Annotated in this window: 19 protein-coding genes; 6 read left to right on the forward strand and 13 right to left on the reverse strand. The window is 61.7% G+C overall.

The genetic code is table 11. The features are described 5' to 3' along the window. Positions 1–90 precede the first annotated feature (90 nt). Together U5A57_RS35070 and U5A57_RS35075 are read left to right on the forward strand one after the other, a co-directional pair. Positions 91–1,128, forward strand: coding sequence for a porin (locus U5A57_RS35070; protein WP_321916256.1), 1,038 nt, complete (start codon positions 91–93; stop codon positions 1,126–1,128). A 221-nt stretch (positions 1,129–1,349) separates the two neighbouring features. Then, positions 1,350–2,993, forward strand: coding sequence for an ABC-F family ATP-binding cassette domain-containing protein (locus tag U5A57_RS35075; protein WP_321916257.1), 1,644 nt, complete (start codon positions 1,350–1,352; stop codon positions 2,991–2,993). Between the two features lie 132 nt (positions 2,994–3,125). Here U5A57_RS35075 and U5A57_RS35080 read toward each other — a convergent pair whose 3' ends face one another. Together U5A57_RS35080 and fabF are read right to left on the reverse strand one after the other, a co-directional pair. Continuing rightward, positions 3,126–3,566, reverse strand: coding sequence for a hypothetical protein (locus U5A57_RS35080; protein WP_321916258.1), 441 nt, complete (start codon positions 3,564–3,566; stop codon positions 3,126–3,128). A gap of 136 nt (positions 3,567–3,702) precedes the next feature. Next, positions 3,703–4,941 (reverse strand): beta-ketoacyl-ACP synthase II, encoded by a 1,239-nt coding sequence (gene fabF, locus U5A57_RS35085; RefSeq protein ID WP_415774698.1) that lies wholly within the window; start codon positions 4,939–4,941, stop codon positions 3,703–3,705. A gap of 208 nt (positions 4,942–5,149) precedes the next feature. Here fabF and U5A57_RS35090 point away from each other — a divergent pair, with 208 nt between their 5' ends. From U5A57_RS35090 to U5A57_RS35105, 4 genes are all read left to right on the forward strand, one after another. Then, positions 5,150–6,181, forward strand: a complete 1,032-nt coding sequence (locus U5A57_RS35090; protein WP_321916260.1) for an AraC family transcriptional regulator ligand-binding domain-containing protein — start codon at positions 5,150–5,152, stop codon at positions 6,179–6,181. A gap of 605 nt (positions 6,182–6,786) precedes the next feature. Beyond that, on the forward strand, positions 6,787–7,473 hold the full coding sequence (locus tag U5A57_RS35095; protein WP_415774696.1) for a YfiR family protein: 687 nt from the start codon (positions 6,787–6,789) through the stop codon (positions 7,471–7,473). Then, positions 7,470–8,729, forward strand: coding sequence for a diguanylate cyclase domain-containing protein (locus U5A57_RS35100; protein ID WP_321916262.1), 1,260 nt, complete (start codon positions 7,470–7,472; stop codon positions 8,727–8,729). The genes U5A57_RS35095 and U5A57_RS35100 overlap by 4 nt, the downstream gene beginning before the upstream one ends. Before the next feature lie 83 nt (positions 8,730–8,812). Continuing rightward, complete coding sequence (locus tag U5A57_RS35105) at positions 8,813–9,325, forward strand: OmpA family protein (protein WP_321916263.1); 513 nt, start codon at positions 8,813–8,815, stop codon at positions 9,323–9,325. A 42-nt stretch (positions 9,326–9,367) separates the two neighbouring features. Here U5A57_RS35105 and U5A57_RS35110 read toward each other — a convergent pair whose 3' ends face one another. The 11 genes from U5A57_RS35110 to U5A57_RS35160 all read right to left on the reverse strand — a co-directional run bounded on the left by U5A57_RS35110 (position 9,368) and on the right by U5A57_RS35160 (position 21,968). Further along, the gene (locus tag U5A57_RS35110; protein ID WP_321916335.1) at positions 9,368–11,356 is read right to left on the reverse strand and encodes a sigma-54-dependent Fis family transcriptional regulator; all 1,989 of its coding nucleotides are present in this window, start codon (positions 11,354–11,356) and stop codon (positions 9,368–9,370) included. Between the two features lie 264 nt (positions 11,357–11,620). After that, positions 11,621–12,946: an Nramp family divalent metal transporter gene (locus U5A57_RS35115; protein ID WP_415774697.1), complete on the reverse strand. Its 1,326-nt coding sequence runs from the start codon at positions 12,944–12,946 to the stop codon at positions 11,621–11,623. 63 nt (positions 12,947–13,009) lie between these two features. Further along, positions 13,010–13,216 carry a hypothetical protein gene (locus tag U5A57_RS35120; RefSeq protein ID WP_321916265.1) on the reverse strand — a complete coding sequence of 69 codons (207 nt, stop codon included), beginning with the start codon at positions 13,214–13,216 and terminating at the stop codon, positions 13,010–13,012. Between the two features lie 100 nt (positions 13,217–13,316). Beyond that, entirely contained in the window at positions 13,317–14,954 is a 1,638-nt protein-coding gene (locus tag U5A57_RS35125; RefSeq protein ID WP_321916266.1) for a molecular chaperone GroEL, read from the reverse strand. A gap of 42 nt (positions 14,955–14,996) precedes the next feature. Then, entirely contained in the window at positions 14,997–15,881 is an 885-nt protein-coding gene (locus U5A57_RS35130; RefSeq protein WP_321916267.1) for an iron-sulfur cluster assembly protein, read from the reverse strand. Beyond that, a complete protein-coding gene (locus tag U5A57_RS35135; RefSeq protein ID WP_321916268.1) occupies positions 15,878–16,903 on the reverse strand; it encodes an amidohydrolase family protein in 1,026 nt (341 codons plus the stop codon). The genes U5A57_RS35130 and U5A57_RS35135 overlap by 4 nt, the downstream gene beginning before the upstream one ends. Positions 16,904–16,984: 81 nt before the next feature. Then, positions 16,985–17,338, reverse strand: a complete 354-nt coding sequence (locus U5A57_RS35140; protein ID WP_321916269.1) for an MmoB/DmpM family protein — start codon at positions 17,336–17,338, stop codon at positions 16,985–16,987. A 44-nt stretch (positions 17,339–17,382) separates the two neighbouring features. Then, complete coding sequence (locus U5A57_RS35145) at positions 17,383–18,465, reverse strand: aromatic/alkene monooxygenase hydroxylase subunit beta (RefSeq protein WP_321916270.1); 1,083 nt, start codon at positions 18,463–18,465, stop codon at positions 17,383–17,385. Positions 18,466–18,502: 37 nt separating this feature from the next. Beyond that, positions 18,503–19,585: an NADH:ubiquinone reductase (Na(+)-transporting) subunit F gene (locus U5A57_RS35150; protein ID WP_321916271.1), complete on the reverse strand. Its 1,083-nt coding sequence runs from the start codon at positions 19,583–19,585 to the stop codon at positions 18,503–18,505. Positions 19,586–19,642: 57 nt separating this feature from the next. Beyond that, positions 19,643–21,313, reverse strand: coding sequence for an aromatic/alkene/methane monooxygenase hydroxylase/oxygenase subunit alpha (locus U5A57_RS35155; RefSeq protein WP_321916272.1), 1,671 nt, complete (start codon positions 21,311–21,313; stop codon positions 19,643–19,645). Between the two features lie 451 nt (positions 21,314–21,764). Continuing rightward, the gene (locus tag U5A57_RS35160; RefSeq protein ID WP_321916273.1) at positions 21,765–21,968 is read right to left on the reverse strand and encodes a hypothetical protein; all 204 of its coding nucleotides are present in this window, start codon (positions 21,966–21,968) and stop codon (positions 21,765–21,767) included. Between the last annotated feature and the right edge of the window lie 24 nt (positions 21,969–21,992).

Below are 21,992 nucleotides of genomic sequence, written 5' to 3' on the forward strand. Positions count from 1 at the left end.
TTTCAGGCGGCGGCAGGGGCTCGCACAGCACCTGCCGCTTCTCATGCAGCATGCGACGCACCGCTCGTGCGCCTCACCCGTTTTTCCTCCATGAATCGAACATTGCGCGCCGCGCGCGCCTGGGCGGTGGTGTGTGCGGCAACCTTCGCCACGTTGCATACGACAGGCGCACGCGCGCAAAGCTCGGTCACGCTGTACGGGACGCTCGACACGAGCATCGAGGTGACGAACCCGGGCGCGGGCTGGGTCGCGCGCATGGACTCGGGCGCGTATCGCGGGTCTCGCTTCGGGCTGCGCGGCGTGGAGGATATCGGCGACGGCATCAAGATCCTGTTCGAACTGGAAAACGGCTTCGGGTCCAACGACGGCACCTTTGCCGTGGCCAACACGATCTTCAATCGCCAGGCGTGGATTGGCCTCGGCACACAGTGGGGCACGGTGCGAGCGGGGCGGCAATACTCGCCAATCTATATTCCGTTCAAGGGGCAACTCGACGCGTTCGGCGCGGGCACCATCGCTTCGGGCCTGAACAATCTATCGAAGATCACGCCATACGAATCGAACGCGATCACGTATCTGTCGCCCGATATCTACGGTTTCTCGACCACGCTGATGGCCTCGCTGCGCGACCCCGCTACGGGCAGCAACGGACTTGCCGGCAACATCGAAACCGTCGAATGGCGGCACGGACCGTTTCGCATTTCGTACGCACATCAACAGCAAAACGGCGCAGGGGCACTACGCGCGAATCTCGGAGGCATGTCATATGTATTAGGGCCTGTGACAGGCTTTTTCGCGTATTTCAACGGCGACGGCGGCACGCCGCGCAACCACAACAACGGCTTTTCAGTCTCCGCGCGCTACGCGATCACCTCGCAATTTCGTGCGTCGCTCGGCTATGCGTGGGTGCACGACCTCTCGGGCGCCGACAACGACGCCGACCAGTTCAGCGCCGCGTGCGAGTACGACCTCTCGAAGCGCGTGCTGCTCTACGCGAGCGCAGGGTGGCTGCGCAATCGTAACGATGCGACCTTCACGCTGCGCGGCGTGAACGTGACCGGGCTGCCGCCTTCCTGGCCAGGCGCGCCAGTGCGCGGTGTCCAGTTTGGCATGATCGACCGCTTTTAGAAGGGGTTTTCTGGTAGATCGATCCGCTGGCGGCGTGGTGCATGGCCAACAATTCGGCCGGCGTATGGCTTGTGCCTGGCATCTCTCGTTGTTATCATGCGCCTTCCATTCCTGCATACCGGACTCCAGCCAAAGTGGACAACTAAGCTTCCCCCAAAAAATGTTTTCGCGTCAGCGTCGAACACGTTGCGCGAGAGGTTTCATACATTCGGGAGAAGCTTATGGCTCGAGTCACGCCAGCTGCGGCGCTTGCCGCACTCCATCACGTCTCATTGCGTTTCGATAGCGGCATTACGCTATTCGATTCGCTAGAACTCGTTGTCGATCGCGTGCCCACTGGTATTGTCGGCCGAAACGGCATTGGCAAAAGCATGCTCGCGCAACTGATCGCGGGAAAAATCGAGCCGACGTCCGGCACGATCGATCGGCACGTGCGTGTCGCGTACGCGGCGCAGCAACACCTTGACGCGTCACACGATACGCTGACCGTTGCACAAGTCATGGGGATCGAAGCGCCACTCGCGGCGCTGGCGCGGCTGGGAAAGGGTACGGCCGACGCCGTCGATTTCGACGTGATCGGCGAGCGCTGGGATCTCGCTGCGCGCCTGCGCACTGCGCTCGACGCGGCGGGTCTCGATCATCTGGAGTCCGACACATCAGCGCACGCACTCAGCGGCGGTGAACTCGCACGCGTGACCATGATAGGCGCGCTGCTGGGTGACGCCGGTCTGCTCGTGCTCGACGAGCCGACCAATCACCTCGACGCGGCTGGCCGCGCATGGCTGCGCAGCGCGCTTTGCGCATGGCGAGGCGGCCTCGTCGTGGTGAGCCATGATCGTGCATTGCTTGGAGACATGCAGCGCATTGTCGAAGTCACGCCCACGGGGCTTCGAACTTATGGCGGCAACTATGCCAGCTACCGCACCCAGCGCGATGCGGAGCACGAAGCGGCGAAGAGCGCGCTCAGCCATGCGCGTACCGAACGCGAGCGCGCCACGCGCAAGCTCCAGCGCGAACACGACACGATCCAGCGGCATGCCGCTGGCACCTTGCGTTACGCGAAGACGGCCAATTTATCGTCGATGGCGAAGGAGGGGATCAAGGGCGGTGGGCGCAATGTGATGGGGCAGGTCAGGGCCGAGCAGCGCGAGCACAAGGAGGCGCTCGACGAGCGCGTTACCGAGGCGGCCGCACATGTCGAACCCGAGGCGCCCGTGCTCGTGGCGATGCCAGGCGCAGAAGTCAGCGCGCGCCGCCAGGTCTTCACGCTCGAAGAGGCCCGGCTGCCGTGGCTTGCCCACGACGATCCCGCCGCCACGCTCACCTGGTCGTGCAGCGGCCCTGTGCGCGTGGCGCTGAAGGGGCCAAACGGATGCGGAAAGTCGACGCTGTTGCGCCTCCTTGCTGGGCAACTCGCGCCCCATACGGGGCGCAGCGTGACGCATGTTCGCTGTGCCTACCTTGACCAGAAGCTCGTACAGCTCGATCCCGACTGCTCGATCGTCGAGCAGCTTGGGTTGCTCGAAACACCGCTCGCAGAAGGGGCGTTGCGCAGCCGGCTCGCGCTGCTGCAGCTCGACGCCAGGCGCGTGACGCAACCGGCGCGCTACCTGAGCGGCGGGGAGCGGTTGAAGGCCGCACTCGCCTGTGCGCTCTGGCGCGGCACGCCGGCACAGTTACTGTTGCTCGACGAACCGACCAACCATCTCGACCTCGAATCCGTGCGTGCGATCGAGGGGGCGCTAGCGGACTTCCCGGGCGCGCTGATCGTGGCTTCACATGACGCGGATTTCATCGCCGCGCTGGCGCCGACGCATACCATGCAATGGAGCCGCGAGGGATGGCGCTACGATCCTGTGATCTGATCCGACGATGCGACCGAACCTGTCGTCGTGCGGAATTCGGCGGGCTGGCTGTGACCGTGACAACGGACAGCGAGACAAATGACTGCAGCGAAGCACTGGCGCACAGCGATTGCATGGCGGATGTCGCGTTACCTAGTCGAAGGCGGTGCAGAGGCGTTCGATCGGTACTGCAATCAATATGCAGATCGAAAAGGCGAGACCGAAGGTGAAGGCCACGGAAGCCGTCGCGCCACACCACGCGATGAATCGCCGTGCATCGCGCTTTTCCTTCGCGACGTAGGCAGTCTTGCGCCAGGCGCGGCCTGCGGCGTAGGTAATGACGAGCGCAAGCACGAGCGCGCAGACCGAGGCGATGCCGAGGATCCATTGCGTGCCGTGCCAGCCCGGCATCGGGTCCTGCGTGACGGCGTCGGCGCAGGCCGTGGAAACGAGCGTAACGCCAAGTGCCAGATGCAGCAGCCAGATGAGCGGCACTGCGCACAGACCGAGCCAGCCGGCGACGCGCTGCGCGAGCGTGGGTTCTGGATTCGAACTGGCGCGGGTTGGTTGCCCGGATGACGGGGCGGACGTCATGGGTTCCTCCTGCAGGACGCCATGGGATTGGCGGCGCAGGAGGTGTGCCTGAGGTGGCTATCTAATTGGACATAATATAATTTATCGCACTTTTTGATGTAGATCCGCGGGTCGCCCGATGCGCTCGCAGCGGGAATTAAAGCCGACGGAATACCAGGCTCGCGTTGACGCCCCCGAAACCAAATCCATTGGAGATCGCATATTCCGTCGATATTCTGCGGGCCGATCCGCCGACAATGTCGATGCCGTCCGTTGCCGAATCAGGCTGCGTCAAGTTGAGCGTAGGCGGCGCAAGCTGGTCTCGCAGCGCGAGCACCGTGAAAATGGCTTCCACGCCGCCAGCGGCCCCAAGCAAATGTCCTGTCGAAGATTTGGTGGCTGATACGGCGGGACCTCGACCTGTTCCAAATATCGCCTTAATGGCCGCCAACTCACTGATGTCGCCTACGGGCGTGGACGTCGCATGGGCGTTCAAATGCCCGATCAGCCTGGGTTCAAGGTTCGCCTGCTGGATTGCCAGCTCCATCGCCCGACGTCCGCCGGCGCCGTCCTCGGGCGGAGACGTCATATGGTGTGCGTCGGCGCTCGTGCCATACCCCATCACTTCCGCAAGCGGAGTGGCGCCCCGCTGCAATGCGTGCTCCAGGTCTTCTATGACGAGCATGCCGGCGCCCTCTCCCATGACAAAGCCGTCTCGCCCAGCATCGAACGGGCGGGACGCCTGAGCGGGTCGATCATTAAAGCCCGTGGACATGGTTCTTGCCGCGGCGAATGCCCCCAGGCTGACGCGATCGATACAGGCCTCGGCTCCGCCACACACGGCAATATCGGCTTCGCCAGCGCGAATCAGGCGCGCTGCGTCGCCAATGGCCTGTGCGCTGGCAGCACAGGCAGTGACCGGTGCGCCCAGGGGACCACGAAATCCGTGGCGAATGGATATATGGCCCGCCGCCATGTTGGCCAGGAAACTCGGAACGGTGAAAGGAGAAAGTCGCCTTGGACCCCGTTCGTCAGTAGTCCGGACGGCCTCCACAATCGCACCGAACCCACCTACGCCGGATGCCACGATTGTTGCTGTCCTTTGGCGGGCGCTTTCTGTTGCAGGTTGCCACCCCGATTGATTCAGAGCCTCTTGCGCCGCGGTCAACGCAAAGAGGCTGAAGCGGTCCATCTTCTTCTGGTCCTTGGGTTCCACCGCGAGAGCGGGATCGAATCCCCATGGGCAGTCTGATGTCAACACAGGCACGACGCCACCGACCTTCGATGCAATCCCTTCGGTGACGTCGCCAGGCAAACCGGCCAGGCCTGAATGCCCCTTCAAGAGGCGGCTCCATACGGATTCGACGCCACATCCCAATGGCGACACCATACCCATGCCAGTCACAACGATCCGTCTCGTGCTCAAACCAAGCTCCCTTTTGACCGACGAAGAAACGCCGCCAGAAATTGGCGCAACGCGCCATCTGGCCGCTATCGCAAACTTCAGGCGTAGCAGAATTTCCCGGCCAGTATAGGCGCAGGGCTAGCAGAGAACTGGCGCATCGCGCCAATCAATGTGCAAAATGCGCCATAATGGACGAACCATGAAATTGTCCTCGCAAAGCCCTCTCACGCTTTCCGCCCACTTCTTGCACGGGATGCTGCGCGTCATTCGTGCCCGTCACGGAGAAGGCGTAGCAGCACAAGCACTCGCCAGCGCCGCCATCCCCCCGTCCCTTCTCAATCAGCCTGACGCTCGAATGACACGTCAGCAATACGTCGCGTTGTACAGGACAGTCGCGGCGACGCTCGATGACGAGATGCTGGGACTATGGTCCAGGCCGATCCGGGGTGGCACGTTGAAGTACCTGATGCTCAGCTTGCTGGACGCGCCTACCGTGCTGGTGGCGTTCAATCGGTTTGTCCGTTTCTGGAATTTGTTGCTGGATGACTACCGGTTGCAGATATCAACGAAGAAGGATCTGGTGCGACTGGCTCTGGCGGAGCGAACGTCTGGCACACAGGTCACGCCACTTGGGCATGAGTTGATGATGAAGCTCGTTCACGGCATCGCATCATGGCTGCTTGGCAGGGAGATCAACCTGCATCGGGTCGAGTTCAGTTTCGCCAAGCCGAGGCATGTAGAGGACTACGCATTCTTGTTCCCAGGTCCAGCGCACTTTGATTCAGAGGTGACGAGCATTTATTTCTCGTACCAGGATTGTGCGGAGCCGTTCAAACGCGAGAAACACGCGCTATGGGAATTCCTGAAGCGTGCTCCCGGAGACTGGACATTCACCGCACTTCACTACGGATCCATTGTGGCTAAGACGCGCGAGTATCTTGAACAGAATATTGCGCAGCCGGTGACGATACAGGATCTTGCACAGGCGCTGCACACGTCTGTACGCACGCTCAACCGCAGATACGCAGAGGAAGGAACGCATTTCCAGCTGGTGAAAGACGGACTACGACGGGATATCGCAGTCCATCGGCTGACAAACTCGAACACGAGCGTGGCCGCGCTCGCATTTGATCTCGGCTTTTCCGACGCCACCGTTTTTTGCCGCGCATTTAAACACTGGACCGGCAGTAGTCCTACTGACTATCGCAAAGGCACTCGGCAGGGTGAATGACGTGGCAGTCCACACGCACAGAACAGCACTGCACGCCACGCCGTCCCAGGCGGGGGCGGCGTGGGACTCATCGCCTGACCAGGTCAGACGAAACCGCTTGTGACCCGCCAAAGAACACCGGCCTCAATCGAAGATCAGGCTTGTTTTGGCGCCGCTCGCTCGCGTTAGCGCACGGCTGCCCTCGGGCCGAGGTAGTCGGAAGTGCGGCGAAATTTCCTGACCACTCCTCCCACTCTAAATTCGCGCGCACCCGCTGGCCTCCATCACTTGATGAAGATCGACCAGAAATGCGCAGCATGGCGTGCCTGCATTGATCATGCCTGGACGGTTGGCTGGAGCGGGTGCCGCCGACGTTCGAGAGCTTCTCTTTCGACATCCTGAATAATCTCACCTCAGTTGGGTGCCGACGGTTTTGACCCTCCAATCTACAGATCAATTCGCTGCAAAGCGGCAAACGTCGATGGCCACAGCGAAAGCGGGTGTTCGACTGGTTGATCGTGCGACTTTGCGCTTAAGATGAACTTCTGCGCGCATCACCTTGTGCACGCCCGCGAATGGCGGGAGCCAGGGCAGCGCCTGGATCAACGCCAACAGGTGTTTTCATCATGCATGCGAGCGTGCCCGCCGCGGTCGCCGGTCGTGCGGCTGCAATGAGGCCAAGGAGCGCGGCGCTGGCGACGTTTGGCCTGCCTGGCTGGTCGGCCCGGCTTCGCCACGCCTTGCTCGCAACGGCATGCGCGCTGGGCGCGGCACCGGGCGCGCTCGCCGACACACCCGACAATACAGTCGATTCGGCCCACACGGCGGGCACCGTCACCACCGCGAGCCGCACCGGCCCCACCGTTTCGCCACGAGACGCCGCCGTGCGCCAGGTCGTGCTCGGAATCATCAGCTTTACGCACTGGCCGACGCCGCCTGGCCACCTGCACCTGTGCGTGACGGGCCGGCCCGACTACGCACAAGGCCTGGTCGACACGATGCAGGCCGGCTCGACGCCGCTCGAGGTGCAGCATTTCCCCTTTGATGATTCCGCCCTTGGCGCAGCCTGTGAAGTCGTCTATCTCGGCGACCTCAACGGTGCCGAGAGACAGCGGGTCAGCGCCACCGTGGCTGGCCGCCCGGTCCTGACGATTGCGGAACACGATCCGACCTGCACCGCGGGCAGCATGTTCTGCCTGAATGTCGATGGCGAGCGCGTTACGTTCGACATCAATCTCGATGCCGTAGCGCGCAGCGGCGTACGCGTCCAGCCCAATGTCCTCAATCTCGCGCGGCGGCCGGTGACGCCATGAGACGGCCCTCGCCCCCCGCTTTCCCTGCGCGCCCGACGCTGCAAAGCGTATTGCGCCGCGCGCATCTGCGTCTGGCGTTCGTTGCCGTCACGATGGCCGCAGTGTCGTTGATCATGGTCGCCGTGATCGCATTGCGTGCCTATGCCGGCAACAACCTGAACCTGCTGGCGCGCTCGCTCGCCTATACGGTCGAGGCGGCGTTGGTATTCGGCGACCGCATTGCGGCGACCCAGGCGATCGTGCTGATCGCCAAAGAAGAGGACGTGGCCGAGATCGTCGTCTCGGACAGCGCGGGTCGACCCTTCGCGGCATGGCAGTCGCCAGCCGCCAATGCGATCGCCAGGCTCGAGCGGTCGGTCGCCGACATTGCGCTGCCTGGCCCCGTCACCGTGCCGGTGGTCCACGACGGCGTTGTCGTCGGTTACGTCGAAGTGCGTGGCCAGGGGCACCAGTTCTTCGGTTTTCTGCTCGGCGGCGTCGGTGGCATCCTCGCGTGCCTCGCCGTTAGCGTGCTTGGCGCTTATGTCAGCTCGAAGCGCGTGCTGCGCAGCATCGTCGCTCCGCTGCACGCGCTGGCAGGCGTTGCCCACGCAGTGCGGCGCGAGCGTGCGTTCGAGCAGCGGGTCGAGCCCGCGGCAATCGCTGAACTTAACGAGCTCGGCAACGACTTCAACGCCTTGCTCGACGAATTCGAAGACTGGCAAAACACCCTGCGCCACGAAAACGCGTCGCTCGAACACAAGGCGACCCACGACGCGCTCACCGGCCTGCCCAATCGTTGGCAATTCGAGGCTCGCCTCATGCGTGCGCTCGACGAGGCCATGGTGACAAGGCAGCGCGTCGCCGTCCTCTATCTCGACTGCGACCGCTTCAAGGAGATCAACGACGGCCTCGGCCATGAAGCCGGCGATGCGGTGCTGATCGGTATCGCGGCGCGGCTGCGTACGCAGTTGCGCGAGGTCGATCTGGTGGCACGCCTCGGCGGCGACGAATTCGCCGTGATGCTGGCGCCGATGCGCGAACTGGCCAGCGCCACCCGTATCGCCGAGGACATACTGTCGAGCATGACACCGTCGATCACCTTGCCCGATGGCCGTATGGTGGCCACCATGATGAGCGTCGGGATTGCGCTGTATCCCGATCACGCGTGTGACGCGAACGGCTTGCTGCGGGCCGCAGATGCCGCGATGTACCGGGCCAAGCGTGCGCGGCCGGGCTCGTGGCAATTTGCTGAAGGTGTCGCAGGACAGGCTTGACGTTATGGCATGGCCCACCGGCCGGGTCTGTCGCAAGAATTTGCAACCGTGCGCGCAACGCCGGCGCGCTCGAGGGGAATGCGATGAAAAAACACTCGTCTCCTGCAGGTAGCTGGCGGATGGGCATCGGGAGCGCACTGCTCCTGTGTATGCTGCTTGGGGCCTGCAAGACGCCGCCGCTTTACCGTGGTCTGACGCAGACGCAAGTTCAGGCACTCACGTCGGCGGGCTTTGAGGAGACCGAGCAGGGTTTCGAGTTCGGCTCGACCGGACCCATTCTGTTCGACTTCGACCGCTACAACCTCAAGCCCGACAGCCGCAGGATTGTCGAGCACATCGGCCATACGCTTATGTCGGCGGGGCTGACCAGCGTGCGAGTCTATGGCTACAGCGACGGAGAAGGCGCGAATGCCTATAACTTCGAGTTGTCAAGACGCCGTGCGGAGGTCGTGGCGCTCGAACTGATCGACACCGGCCTGCCTGCTGGGGATGTCGAGATCATCGGGAAAGGTAAGCGTGATCCGGTGGCGGATAACCGCACGGAAGCCGGCCGGGCTCAAAACCGCCGTGTCGCGATTGTCGTCTCGCCACGCTGAGAGTCTATGGAAAATAACCGATTGCTCCAGTTCACGCAGACCTCATTCCCTGGCTGCCGGTTTCACCATGCCTTCCAGTTGATAAAGCTCGATCTTTCGATAAAGTGTGCTTCGCGAGACACCGAGCGCGCGTGCGGCTTGCGCGAGGTTACCGTGTGTATTGTGCACCGCGCGTGCAATGGCCAAACGCTCGGTTGCCTCGAGACTTGCCGCCTCGTCACGCAGCGAGGGGATGGCGCCGGACATCGAGATTTCGTCAAGCAATTCGACAGGCAAATCGTCGAGTGAAACGGCAGGTTCGCTGGACGTCAACAGCATATTCTCGATTACGTTGCGCATTTCCCTCACATTGCCGGGCCACGAGTAGGCACGCAGCACGGCCATCACCTCCGTGCCGAGTTGTCGTTCGGGGACACCATGGCGCAAGGCAAGCTTGCGGTTAAAGTGCTCGACTAGCAGATCGATATCGATGTCCCGTTCGCGTAGCGGCGGAATACGTAGGCGCGTAACACTGATCCGGTAATACAGATCGCGGCGAAAGCGACCGGACTCGACCTCTTCGCGCAGATTGCGATTGGTCATTGCCAGCAAGCGCACATCCACGCGGCGCGGTTGCGTATCGCCCAGGCGGTAAATGACGCCCTCTTCCAGTACGCGCAACAGAACGGGTTGAAGTTCGAGCGGCATTTCACCGATCTCGTCGAGACAAAGCGTCCCGCCGTGAGCCAGTTCGAAACGGCCGGGCCGCCCTTCCGTTGTCGCGCCGGTAAAAGCGCCACGCACGTGACCAAACAGTTCGCTGGCAATCAGTTCCTTCGATGCCGCACCGCAGTTATACGCGACAAACGGGCCGGTGCCGCCCTCTTCACCATGAATCGCGCGCGCGAACAACTCTTTGCCAACGCCCGTTTCACCCTCGATGAGCACCGGAACACGCCTGCTGGCAAGCTGACGCCCGCGATTGACGGCAGCCTGCATCGCGGAACTTTGCCCCTGGATTTGCGCGAAGCCGTTGCGCTGTGGATCAGCTTCGCCGCGACCGGCGAGTCGTACACTCACAGGCCGCGTCCTGGCCGGCACGACCAGCATCGCCCCAATCGGGCTGCCGTCGACGACGACAGGGTTGAACCATTCGGCGCTCAAGCCAGCGGGCAAATGCTGCGCCCAGTCTTCAACGGCAGAGGTCTCGCTCATGCCAGGAAAACGCTCGCCAATACCGACCGGCAACGTGACTCTGCCAGTGGTATGCACGAGCCGGCCACTGCGATCGATCGCGACCATCCCGGTCGCATCCGACGACGACACCCGCTGCAGGCAAAACGCCAGCAAACGCATATGTTCGCGAGCGGCCTGCTCGGCGAGCACCATTTCGATTTGACGCGCGGCGGTCACCGCCAACGTAAGATTGTTGATCTGATAAGTGGAAGGCGGCCCGGAAATATCGAGTACGCCGATCACTGCGCCCGTGCCCGGCTCGCATATTGGCGCGGCCGCGCAACTCCATGCCTTGATGCCTTCGCAGAAGTGCTCCGACGCATGAATATAGGTCGGCTCGCGCGTAGCCAGCGCGGTGCCGATACCATTGGTGCCCGCACTGCCCTCGCACCAGTCGCCGCCAATAGTCAAATGGATTTTTTCGCCGGCCGCCTGCGTGCGCAAATCGCCGGCTGCTTTCAGGATGACGCCGTCCTGATTCGTGAGCAGCAAGATTGAATGTGAATCTGCGAACAGGTCGGCTGTGACAGTGAACAGGCGATCAGCCGCGGCCAGCAGATCGCGATGGCGCCAGAGCAGCGCCGCGACTTCGTCGCCATGTACCGCGATAGGCGCTGAAACCGCAGTCGGACTCACGCCTGAGCGCAAGCTGCGTTGCCATGAGTCGATGAGCGCCGGGGGAGCGGAAGTCGAGGATTCGCCCGCCAGAAAGCGCTCCCAGGCGAGCATCGTGCCCCGATCGGAGTGACGGAGGTTAGCGCGCTGCGCGTTGGCCACGATGCCACGCATCTCAGCCTGATGACCAGGATCCGACATGCTGCCAAGCTGATGTCTCCTCGCCACAACGTCCTCCTGGGCGATGGGTCAACGCGGAGCCGGGCCCTGCGGCCGGCTTCGTCATGACTAGCTAGAATATTGTGGCTGGACGAATCTTGCCGACTTCTATTTTTCAAACCCAGCAGCGAACGCGCTCGCAGTATATGCCTGAATCCTCAACAAGTCTTTTGGGGGAAACACGGTCAGCAAACCGCGTACCCCGCCTCGCCTTGCACTTTCATTAATCTCTTTGTCACGCGTTTGTCAGCTCCCCCAGCCGGGAATACCAACGCCACATGTTTGCAGCACCAACACGACGTTGAACGATAAAACCACCAGCGCGGCCACGCTGGCGACGACCGTCGTAACCGTGCGATTTGCGTAGTCGCCCATCACTGCATCGCAGCGCGTAAACCACAGCAAGGCCGCCATCGGCAGCGGCAGCGCGAGACTCAAAACCACCTGACTCAAGATAAGTGCACGCGTTGCGTCGACACCGAGCGCCACCACCGCGAACGCGGGCACCATTGTGACGGCTCTGCGCAACCACAGCGGAAATTTGAAGCCGACAAACCCCTGCATGATCATCTGGCCCGCCATGGTGCCCACCACCGAACTGGATACGCCCGAAGCAATCAGCGATATCAGAAAGATGCTCGCCGCGCCTGCGCCGAGCAGCGGCGCAAGTGTGCGGTACGCGTCCTGGATTTCCGCGACCTCGGCATGGCCATGATGAAACGCACTCGCAGCCATGATCACCATTGCCATATTGATGACGCCGGCAATGCTCAGCGCGACCATCACTTCGAGGTTCGAAAACTTCAATAGTTGCTTACGCTCCTTCCCGCTGCGCGCGACCACGCGATCCTGCGTCAGTGCCGAATGCAGGAACAACGTATGAGGCATGACCGTTGCACCGACGATACCGACCGAGATCGTCAATGCATCCCTGTCCGGCAGGCTTGGCGAAAACGCGTGGAGCAGAACCTTCGGCCAGACCACCGGCGCGATGAACAACTCGGCGAGATACGAGAGGCCAATGACGCCCACCAGTGCGCCGATAGCGAGTTCAAGCGGCCGAAACCCGGCGCTTTCGAACAACAGGAGTCCGTATGTCACCAACGCCGTAATCGCCATTCCCACGAGCAACGGCAGATGGAACAGCAATGCGAGCCCGATCGCGCCGCCGAGAAATTCGGCCAGATCGGTGGCCATGGCTGCGATCTCGCTCGCCCCCCACATCAACAGCACAACCGGTTTAGGGAACCGTTCCCGACACAATTGCGCGAGGTTTTTACCCGTGACAATGCCAAGTTTCGCCGACATCGCCTGAAACAACATGGCCACGAGGTTCGCCAGCACCACCACCCACAGCAACGTGTAGCCGTATCGGGCGCCCGCCTGAATATTCGTCGCGAAGTTGCCGGGGTCCATGTAGGCCACGGAAACGACGACCGCCGGACCGGCAAACGGCAGCAGCTTCAAGGCGCCACGACGGCGCCCTTCCAGTACCTCGCGCGCAGCAAGCATCGTGCGCGCTGTACTTGCCCCCGAATTCGCCAGGCTCGCTGGCCGAACGCGATCATCCATGCGTGCGCTCCCGTTGTTCCCGCAATGCGCAGGAGCGCCCTCCCGGGCAGGCAGGTATGGCGATCACGCTATGGCTTTGAGGATCGCACTGGCAACGCCGTGCATCAACGCAGCGGTCGTTGCGCTCACATCGCATAGCAAAACCGAAAGCCCACACAGCGTGATGCTCCAACCCAGCGTGACCTTGAGCACGCGCATCGTGGGCATCGCGCCAACATGCCGGACCGTCGTCGCAGTCGCACCGAAGTGACGGCTGGTATCTCTCGCCATTGTTCGTCTCCCCACGGCGGCGCCTGCCCGGTCTGCGCGGGCCGCGGCCATGCCAGACCGGCCTCCGGATACGGAAAGCCGGCTACGCCAGTCTTGTCTTCTATGCCCGGCCGAGCCGCTCGGCGCCTGCGCCCAACGCGGGGCCGGCGGTCGGATCGATCGTCTCCGGCTTTTTGGCGATCAGCGTCTGGGTGGTGAGAATCAGCCCTGCTACCGAGGCCGCATTTCGCACCGCACTGTAGCTGACCTTGACCGGATCGATGATGCCGGCTTCGGCGAGGTTCACGAAGGCGCCGCGACGCGCGTCGAGCCCCATTCCGGGTTTTGCGCGTACCGCTGCGCTGACGATCGCCGCGCCGTCGAGGCCGCAATTCGTGGCAATGTGAAAGAGCGGCTTTGCCAAGGCGCTTTGCAAGAGCCGCGCACCTTGCTGCACGCTGCCATGGCTACGCGCGATGACACCCTCCAGTTCGGACGAGACCTGCAGCAAGGCCATGCCGCCACCCGGCACGACACCTTCGGCAATCGCCGCGCGCGCCGCGTGAATCGCGTCGTCGATCAGATGCAGCCGGCGCTTCTGTTCGACCGGGGTTGCGCCACCCGCGAGAATCAGCGCGGTGCCGCCCGACAGCTTGGCGAGCCGCACCTGAAACTTGTCGCGCTCGACATTCTCCGGCGCCATCTCGTACTGGCGCGCCACCTGTTGCCGGCGCGCCGCTACTGCCGTGGGATCGCCGCCACCTGCAGTGATGATGGTCTGGTTCGACGAGATGCGTACCTGGCGCGCGCTCCCCAGGTCGCCCAATTGCGTGGCTTCGAGCTTTCCGCCCAGGTCGCGGGCAACGACCTTGCCGCCTGTCACGATGGCGATGTCTTCGAGCATCGCCTTGCGCCAGTGTCCGTACTCCGGTGGATGAATCGCCGCTACGGGCATGCCGCCGTTGTCGCGCCATGCGAGCAGCGTCATCACGCAGGCTGGCGCCACCTCTTCGGCGATGATCAGCAGCGGTCGTTTGCTCTGCGTCGCGAGCGCCTGCAGCGCGGCCACTTCCTCCTGCGACTGCAGCCGCTGATCGGTCATCAGAATGAGCGGGTTGTCCAGCACCACCTGCATTCTTTCGATGTCGGTCACCATGTGATGAGACAGGTAGCCGCGATCGAACGCCATCCCGTCCACCACTTCGAGACGGGTTTCGACGGTATTGCCGTATTCCACATCGACGATGCCGTCGGCGCCCACGCGTTCCAGTGCTTGCGCCACAAGGTTGCCGGTAAACTCGTCGTTGGCTGCCACCACAGCCACGGCGCGCACTTCGTCACTGCTGCGCAGGGGCGTTGCCGAGCGCTTGAGCGAATCGATTGCCTCGTTGACGGCCAGTTCCAGCCCCTGCACTAGTTCGACCGGGTTGGCGCCCTGCGAGAGGCACGCGAGGCCCTCCTGAACCAGTGCGTCGGCGAGCACAGTCGCGGTGGTCGTGCCGTCACCGGCGACTTCGTTGGTCTGCCTGGAGACTTCGCGCACGACTTGCGCGCCAATGTTCTCGAATGGATCTTCGAGTTCGATCTCGCTGGCAATGCTCACCCCGTCGCGCGAGATGATCGGCGAGCCGATTGGCCGGTCGATGATTGCGTTCATTCCACGCGGGCCCAGCGTGCCTCGCACTGCCTTGGCCAGTTTCGCGATACCCCGACCTAGCGCCATGCGCGCTTCGTCGTCATGCAGCATGATATTCGGCATGATCCTGTCCCTCCTGATCCGGTTAGTTCTGGTTGCTCTTGTTTACTCTGCTGCGCGAGGCGCCTCTCGTGCAGGCGCGAACGACCCGCCGGGCTTCGCATCGCGAGTGCGCACGAAGTGCACCGGTTTGATCTCGACTGCCGGTGCGGATGTGCAACCCTCGCCGTAGCGGGCAGCCAGCAGACCGCGGCAAAGCGCGCCGTTGAATTCGGCATTGACGCCGACCCTTCGCAACGCTCGCAGGTATGCGCCTAGCTCGTCTGCAACCAGCGCTTCACCTTGCGCGTCGACGAATGCCAGCGCCTCTTCCTGCTCTGCTTCGGCATTGGCACCACGCCCTGCAACGAATCGCCGCTCGACGTATCGCGCTACGAGCCGCCGCGTTTTCTCATCGTCCGTGCTCTCACCTGCCAGCTCTGACAACTGCGCCATGCTCAGGCACACCAGCTTTGCGGGCTCGTTGCCTTGCCCCAGCAGCCAGCTTAAAAGCGCCTCCTGCCGCCGCTGGAAAGCCTTGACGAGAAAAATGCGCCGTACGTCCTCCACCTCGCCATTGGCCTCGCCGCCGAAGGTCTGCTGGAACGATCGTCCGGCGGCTACACCTCGATTGATTTCGGCGGCGTACATATGCTCGTCGAGCGCAATAGTGATGTTCGTCGCCCATGGCAAGCCCGCTATCGCCCGCCGCATGTCGTCGGCCATCAGGTAGGCGAAATTCGCCGCGCACCAGTAGGTCGGCAAGCGGAAACCGATCGACACACAGCCGCCCTCGACCTCGACCGTGGTGACGAACCCCAGCTCCGTCACCGACTCGTCGAGTTCAGGGTCAGCAACCGTCGCGAGCCGGGACCAGACCTCGGCGACGCGGCCCGATGCGACCTCCGCCCCGATTGCGGCCGAAGCTTGCACAACGAGCGGCGTGCTCATGCGCCTGCCGCTGCCGGTTGCCGGACATCCTCCAGCAAGGCCTTTTGCGCCTCGACATCGATGCCATACAGGCGCGCCGCGTTGAGCCCGAGGATCTTTTTCTTGGCCGTCAATGACAACTGCACACCGGTTTCCTTGCTGACCGACTCGGGCAATTCGAAGGCCATGAATTTTTCGATCAGCCATTTCGGCGACCAGATGCCGTAGTCGCTGCCGTAAAGAATCTTGTCCTCGCCGATCCAGAACAGCAGCTCCGAGATCACATGCGCGAAGTATTCCGGCCGCGTATGAATGAACGGCAGCACCACGGCGAGGCCGCCGTAGACGTTCGTCTCCTGGGTCGCGATCCAGCAGAAGTCGTCGAGTCGCGGCAAACCACAGTGCTCGACAATGAAATTCAGGTTCTGAAAACTGGTCGCGGCATCGTCGACATCGGCCACGTCGAACGCGTCGCGATTCAGCGGCAGAATCGTCGGTCCCTTGTGAACGTGGATGTTCTTGATCCCCAACTTCTCGCAGCGTTCGAAATAGCGTTGCACGCTCGGGTCCGACAGCTTGTAGCCCTTGCTGTCGCCGCGCCATTCCGCCGTGTAAAGCTTGACGCCCTGAATCTTGTAGAGCGACGCAAGCTCCTCGAGTCGATCGAGGCCGGCTTCCCCATCGCGTGGATCGAACGCACCGTTGACGATAAAACGGTGCGGATACTTCTTCTTCAAGACGTAGTTGGCCTCGGTCGTGTTGAAGCCGTTCTTGTAGAAGTCGGTCAGATACGTTGGCTGACAAATCGCCATGTCGTCGTAACCCGTGACGAACAGGTCGTCGACCATCGCCTCTTCGCCGTATTTGTCGAACTTCTCCTTGGGCCACAGATACTCCTTGGGGCTCAGGTTCGAGTGATACGCATAGAAGCAGTCAATGAATTGCTGGCCGTGCACGTTCTTGACGTTGGCCTTGCTGCCGTCCCATAGATGAACGTGGCCGTCGATGATGAAGACTTCTTCACCGTCCGTGGTTCGATACATGGCATTCGTCTCCTTGGTTGTACGAACGGCCCTTCGCCATAGCGGGAAACGGGCCGTATGGTTGGATCGGGGGGTGTCCGCTCACTCGTAAGCCATCGCATCGTCCATATTGCCGAACAGCACGACCGTCTCGTCGTCGATCATCACCATGCGCCCGTAATGGGTCGAGGTGGAAATCTCGAACAGATGCGGCGTCATCTCGCGGCCTAGCGCTTCGCTGATTTCGCCCATCTTGAACTCGATCTTGCCCTGGCCGTCGATGCGAATCATCGCTGGCAGATACGTCACCGTGATGCCCGGTTTCGCAGCCATCAGTTCGGCGATCGCGCGCGCCTCGACGCTATCGTTCATCGTCACACCGCATTGGTGCGAGATGGTCTGCTCGAAGCGGACGTCCTTCATCGACTTGAAAATGTTGTCGGTATGCACTGACATTGCGTACTCCTCTGCGCGGTGGATTCGAATGGTTCGAGCGGCGCTCAGGCGCGGATCGACGAAGGAAAGTGAACGCCGATCTCTCTCGCGATCATCTCCGCCCGTTCTATCGCGCTGTTCAGACAGTCGTTGAACTGGGCCGTTTTCACGTGCGGAATCGACCAGATCGGCTGCAACTGCTTCGCAGCGGCCAGAGCCAGCACGCCGTGTTTCTCCAGCCACGCGCCGAACAGCTTGCGATTGGCTTCGCCGTACTGCGGGTCGTTCGTGAGCATATGGAACAGTTCGACCGCGTTGGCCAGATTGCGCTCGTAGTCGCCTTCCGCAGCCGACACGACGGTCGGCGTCAGAAAGTCGTTTTGCGCCGCTGCGACCTGCATGATGAATCCGCTGCGAAACAGGTCTGCAACGAGCGGTTCGAACACAACGTTCACGGCGAAGTACTTCTCGAGAAAGTCGGTGGCCCCGCCGATGGCTTCCACCGCACGACGCGTGTCCTGCCAGATGGGATCGCTCAGCCAGTGCTGCTTGCCCGCATCGAGGTCGAGATTGGGCAGGTCGAGCGCGATCTCACCCAGGTAGAGTGTCAAATCCTGAGCGAAGCGCAGCTTGTACGACGCATTGGTCAGGATCGCGCTATTGATCATCTGCGTGTAGCCGTAGCGCTGCGCATGCATCGTGGAGGTGCCCAAACCGAACTCGGCATGCTTGTATGCGCCCAAATGCGCTTCCAGCACCTTGATCCACGTTTTGTCGAAGCGCTTGACTGCCCCGGAGCGCCGCGCGTTCTGAATCGCGCCACTGATCATCCCGACGATGGTCGACTGACGCTGGTAGTGCGTGCGCTCCCACTCCTCGTCGACGGCGCGGAACTTGTGCCAGTCCGAGCTTTTGGCAGCCGTCCACGTTTGCGAATACGTCGGCGTGCCGTCGGCGAATGAAAGAATCCAGTCTTGCAGCAGATAGCGATGCGGATCGGGCTGCACGTCTACGGTCATGTCTTCGTAGTGGCTGGCCTTGCGGCCCTTCGGCTCGAAGTAGTTGTACTTGCGGCTGTCCCAGCCGGCAAACTGGGCCGCGCCGGCCGCGCCCGATTTCACCGGCGACTGCTCTGCCAACGTACTCATGTTAGTCCTCCTTCACGTTTCGGTTATGGACATCCTGTCAGCGAACCGCCTGCGTAAACTTGTCGAAATACAGCCGCTCGGGCGCAACACCGGCCATTTGAAGAACCGGCATCACCGCCTCGATCATGGGAGTGGGGCCGCACGCGTAGGCGTCGATCTCACCCGCGAGCGCTTCCTCTCGCAGGGTGCGCCCGACCACCTCGTGGATAAAGCCGGTCTCGCCCGTCCAGCCGTCATCCGGTTCGGCGTTCGAAAGCGCCGGAATAAAGCGGAAATCCGGCAGCCTCTGCGCCAGGTCCGCGAACTCGTCGAGATAGAACAGATCGCGCCGGCTGCGCGCACCGTAGAAAAAGCGGATGGGGCGCTCCTCGCCGCTTTGCACGTGATCGCTCAGGATCGACCACAGCGGCGACATGCCTGACCCTCCGCCGACGAGCACCATGGGTCCAGGCTGATCCTCGCGCCGGAAGCAGGTGCCGTACGGGCCCTTCGCAATCAGCCTGTCCCCTGGACTGAGCCCGCCATCCAGTTGCGACGAGAACGCCCCGTTGGGATACTTCTTGATGATGAATTGCAGCGTCGATTCACCGTCGGGCGTATTGGCCATGGAAAACGATCGCGTGATGCCCGCGCCCGGAATCGTCAGGTCGACGTATTGTCCGGCCCAGAAGCGCAAAGGCCTCGAAAGCTTCACCTCCAGCAGCCTGATGTCGTGCGTGAGCGCCGTGATCTTCGTGAGCGTCGCGTCATATTCGCTGACCGCGATCGAGCGGCGCATCAGGTCTTCGTCGTAGTTCAGCAGTTCGACGGTCAGATCGCTATAGGCGAGCGTGCGGCATAGCAGGATATGGCCGGATTCGCGTTCGTAGTCGGGCAGCGCGAAGGTCGAATACTTCTTGAGTTCGACATCGCCTTCAATGAGCAGCGACTTGCAGCTGCTGCACTGCCCCTCCTTGCATCCATGCATCACCGCGATGCCTTGGCGAAACGCGGCGTCTAGCACTGTTTCGCCTTCCGCCACCGACATCTGCACGCCGACTGGCTCGAAGTACACGGTATGGAATATCTTGTCGTCGCCCTGGTCCGCCATCTCGCGCCTCGCTTCTTGCGTGTCGCTCATCGTGTGCTCCTCATCCGTCCGGCGGCAAACTGTGCGCCGCCGGACCGGACGCCCTGGTCAGCTCACCGGATTGATCTTGAAGCCGGCGCGATACTCGGCGATGTGTTTCTCGCGCTGTTCCGGCGTCATGCCCCGCAGCAAGACAAGCGGGCTCTGGATCGTGTAGCCGCGTACATGGTCGAGCGTCCACATTTGCCGGTCGTCGAAGCGCAGATGCGGTTGCGGCACGAGCGTCTTGCCGTCGCTGCGCACGAAGCCCAGATCCTTGATGCAATCGGCGAGATCCCAACCGTGGTAGCACTCTTCCCATTGGCGGCGCCCGCTGAAGCGCCCCATTGCCGGTGTCGGTCTGCCTTCGTATTCGTCGGCGAACGCGACCTTATGCGTCCAGCGGCACAGCTCCGAGCAATAGGTGTACAGCTGGCCGTCGACTTCATCGACCACGAAGTCTTCGCGAATCAGGCAAGGCACGAGACAACTCCAGCAACGGTGTGGATAGACGTACCCGTTTTCCTGATCGAACAGCATGTTGGTTTCGCCCGGCACGCTCTTCTTCGCATACCACTTCCAGTAGTCGCCAAATTCGGCGTACCAGCCGGGGTACTTGTGCTCGAACCATTCGAAGTCTTTTTCGGTCTGTGCTTCGATGCGCCAGAAGTTCACCGGCCAGCCCACTGAGAAGAACTGCGCGACCTTGTGAACATAGTTCTGCTTGACGATGCGATCCCAGGCAGCAGCGACGTCCTCGTGATGAATCTTGATGCCGTACTTTTCCAGCGGCAGCATGTAGGTCCGGTAGTAATCCTCGTAGATCCACCGGTGCCACAACTCGGCGTACGATTCCTTGTTCTTGTCGCGGTCCGTGGTGCCGTATTCGATGAAGGTGCCAATCGCGGCGTCGACGATCGCATGGTTCTGCCAGAATGCGTAGCGCAGATCGCGCTCGAGCAGGAGATGGTTGTCCGGATCGTTGATGATCGACATGACCAGAGAGTGGCCATTGCCGATATGGCGGCTTTCATCCGACTGCACGGAAAGGAATACCGTCGGCAACGCATAATCGCCGTTGCGGGCGGCCTCCGAGGGCATCGCCACAAACAGCGTATTCGTGAACGCCGTTTCGGCCACCACCTGCAGGAACACGTTGGCAGCCGTCACCGCGTCGCCAGTGAGGAAGCCCTCGGCGAACTGGCGGCCGATCGTGGTGGCATAGCACTTGCCAAACGCGGCTTCCGTAATATCGAACCCGGCCGGATCGATGTAGTTTTCCATGTACCACTTTTTCAGGTTCATCTGGATCGTGGAGTGCCGGAACTCGTCGACCATCTGCATCGTAAAGCCGGTGCGCAAATCTTCGCCGGGCGCGAGCCGGCCGAGCATCGCCATTGAACGCGCAGCCGAGATTTCGGGGAACGGAATGATCGCGAGGAACAGCTTCATCCATTCCACCCAGCGGGGCTCGACGTTGCGGAACATGTCGCCGCGCAATGCCGCGTCGAGTGCGCCGTACACGCGGTTATCCTTCTCCTCCTGCATCGGGAAATAAGAGCGCAGCACCTGTTTCATCGGGTCGCGTGGCGCCTTGCTGATCTTGTAGTCCGTCGGGAAGGTCATGGCTTCCTGGACGTAACTCGGAGTCCAGCCAAGATCGGCAACGCGGCGCGCCGCTTCGCCAATGCTGATACCGCGCTGGGACGTGATCTTGTTGAGCGTTAATCCATCAGACATTGAGCTCTCCTGGTTTCATTTCGATTACTGCCGCAATGCGACGCTTCGGGCGGAGCCGGCTAGCGTCACGACCAGAGTCAACAACGCGGGCGGGCCGTCTCGTTGGCAAGCGAAAAGGTCGGAGAAAAATCGAAGTGCAGGCCTGCTGGGCCTGACTTCATGATCGTGTCTCCTGCTGTTTTCGTTTTGCGCTTCTTGACGTCAACGCTTTCGGATTGACCTGTGCTTATAGAGCGATAAGCGTGCCAGACGTCGTTATTTCTTCCGGGTCAAGCCTGGTAATGGGCACAGACGCTTGCTATAAAATCTCGCAGTGCGCCATGTTTTGTTCTGCGACAAAGCCGGTTCACGATGCTGTCCGATATTGGGACGTCCGGTTGAATCGATTCTTAATGTAAATTCGGATACCTTATTGAATGAAACGAATATCGAAGTACGGTGCGTGGCACATCTACCGGGCTACGTCACCTTGGCTTTCAGTGGCAAGAATCGCGCTTTGACCGCTATTTCCGGGGGATTTTCCTTCAGCGACAAAGCGTGCCGTGAGGATGAGCGCCCCTAGTGCGAAATCCTTGCCGTACGCCTCGATCATCTCGTCCGCCATCGTGCCCAGGCGCTCAAAGCATTGTTCCCTGGAAGTGAGTCCGGTATTCATGGTCGTCTCTCTTTGGATATGTGG

Source organism: Paraburkholderia sp. J11-2 (assembly GCF_905220185.1).
Lineage (GTDB): Bacteria > Pseudomonadota > Gammaproteobacteria > Burkholderiales > Burkholderiaceae > Paraburkholderia.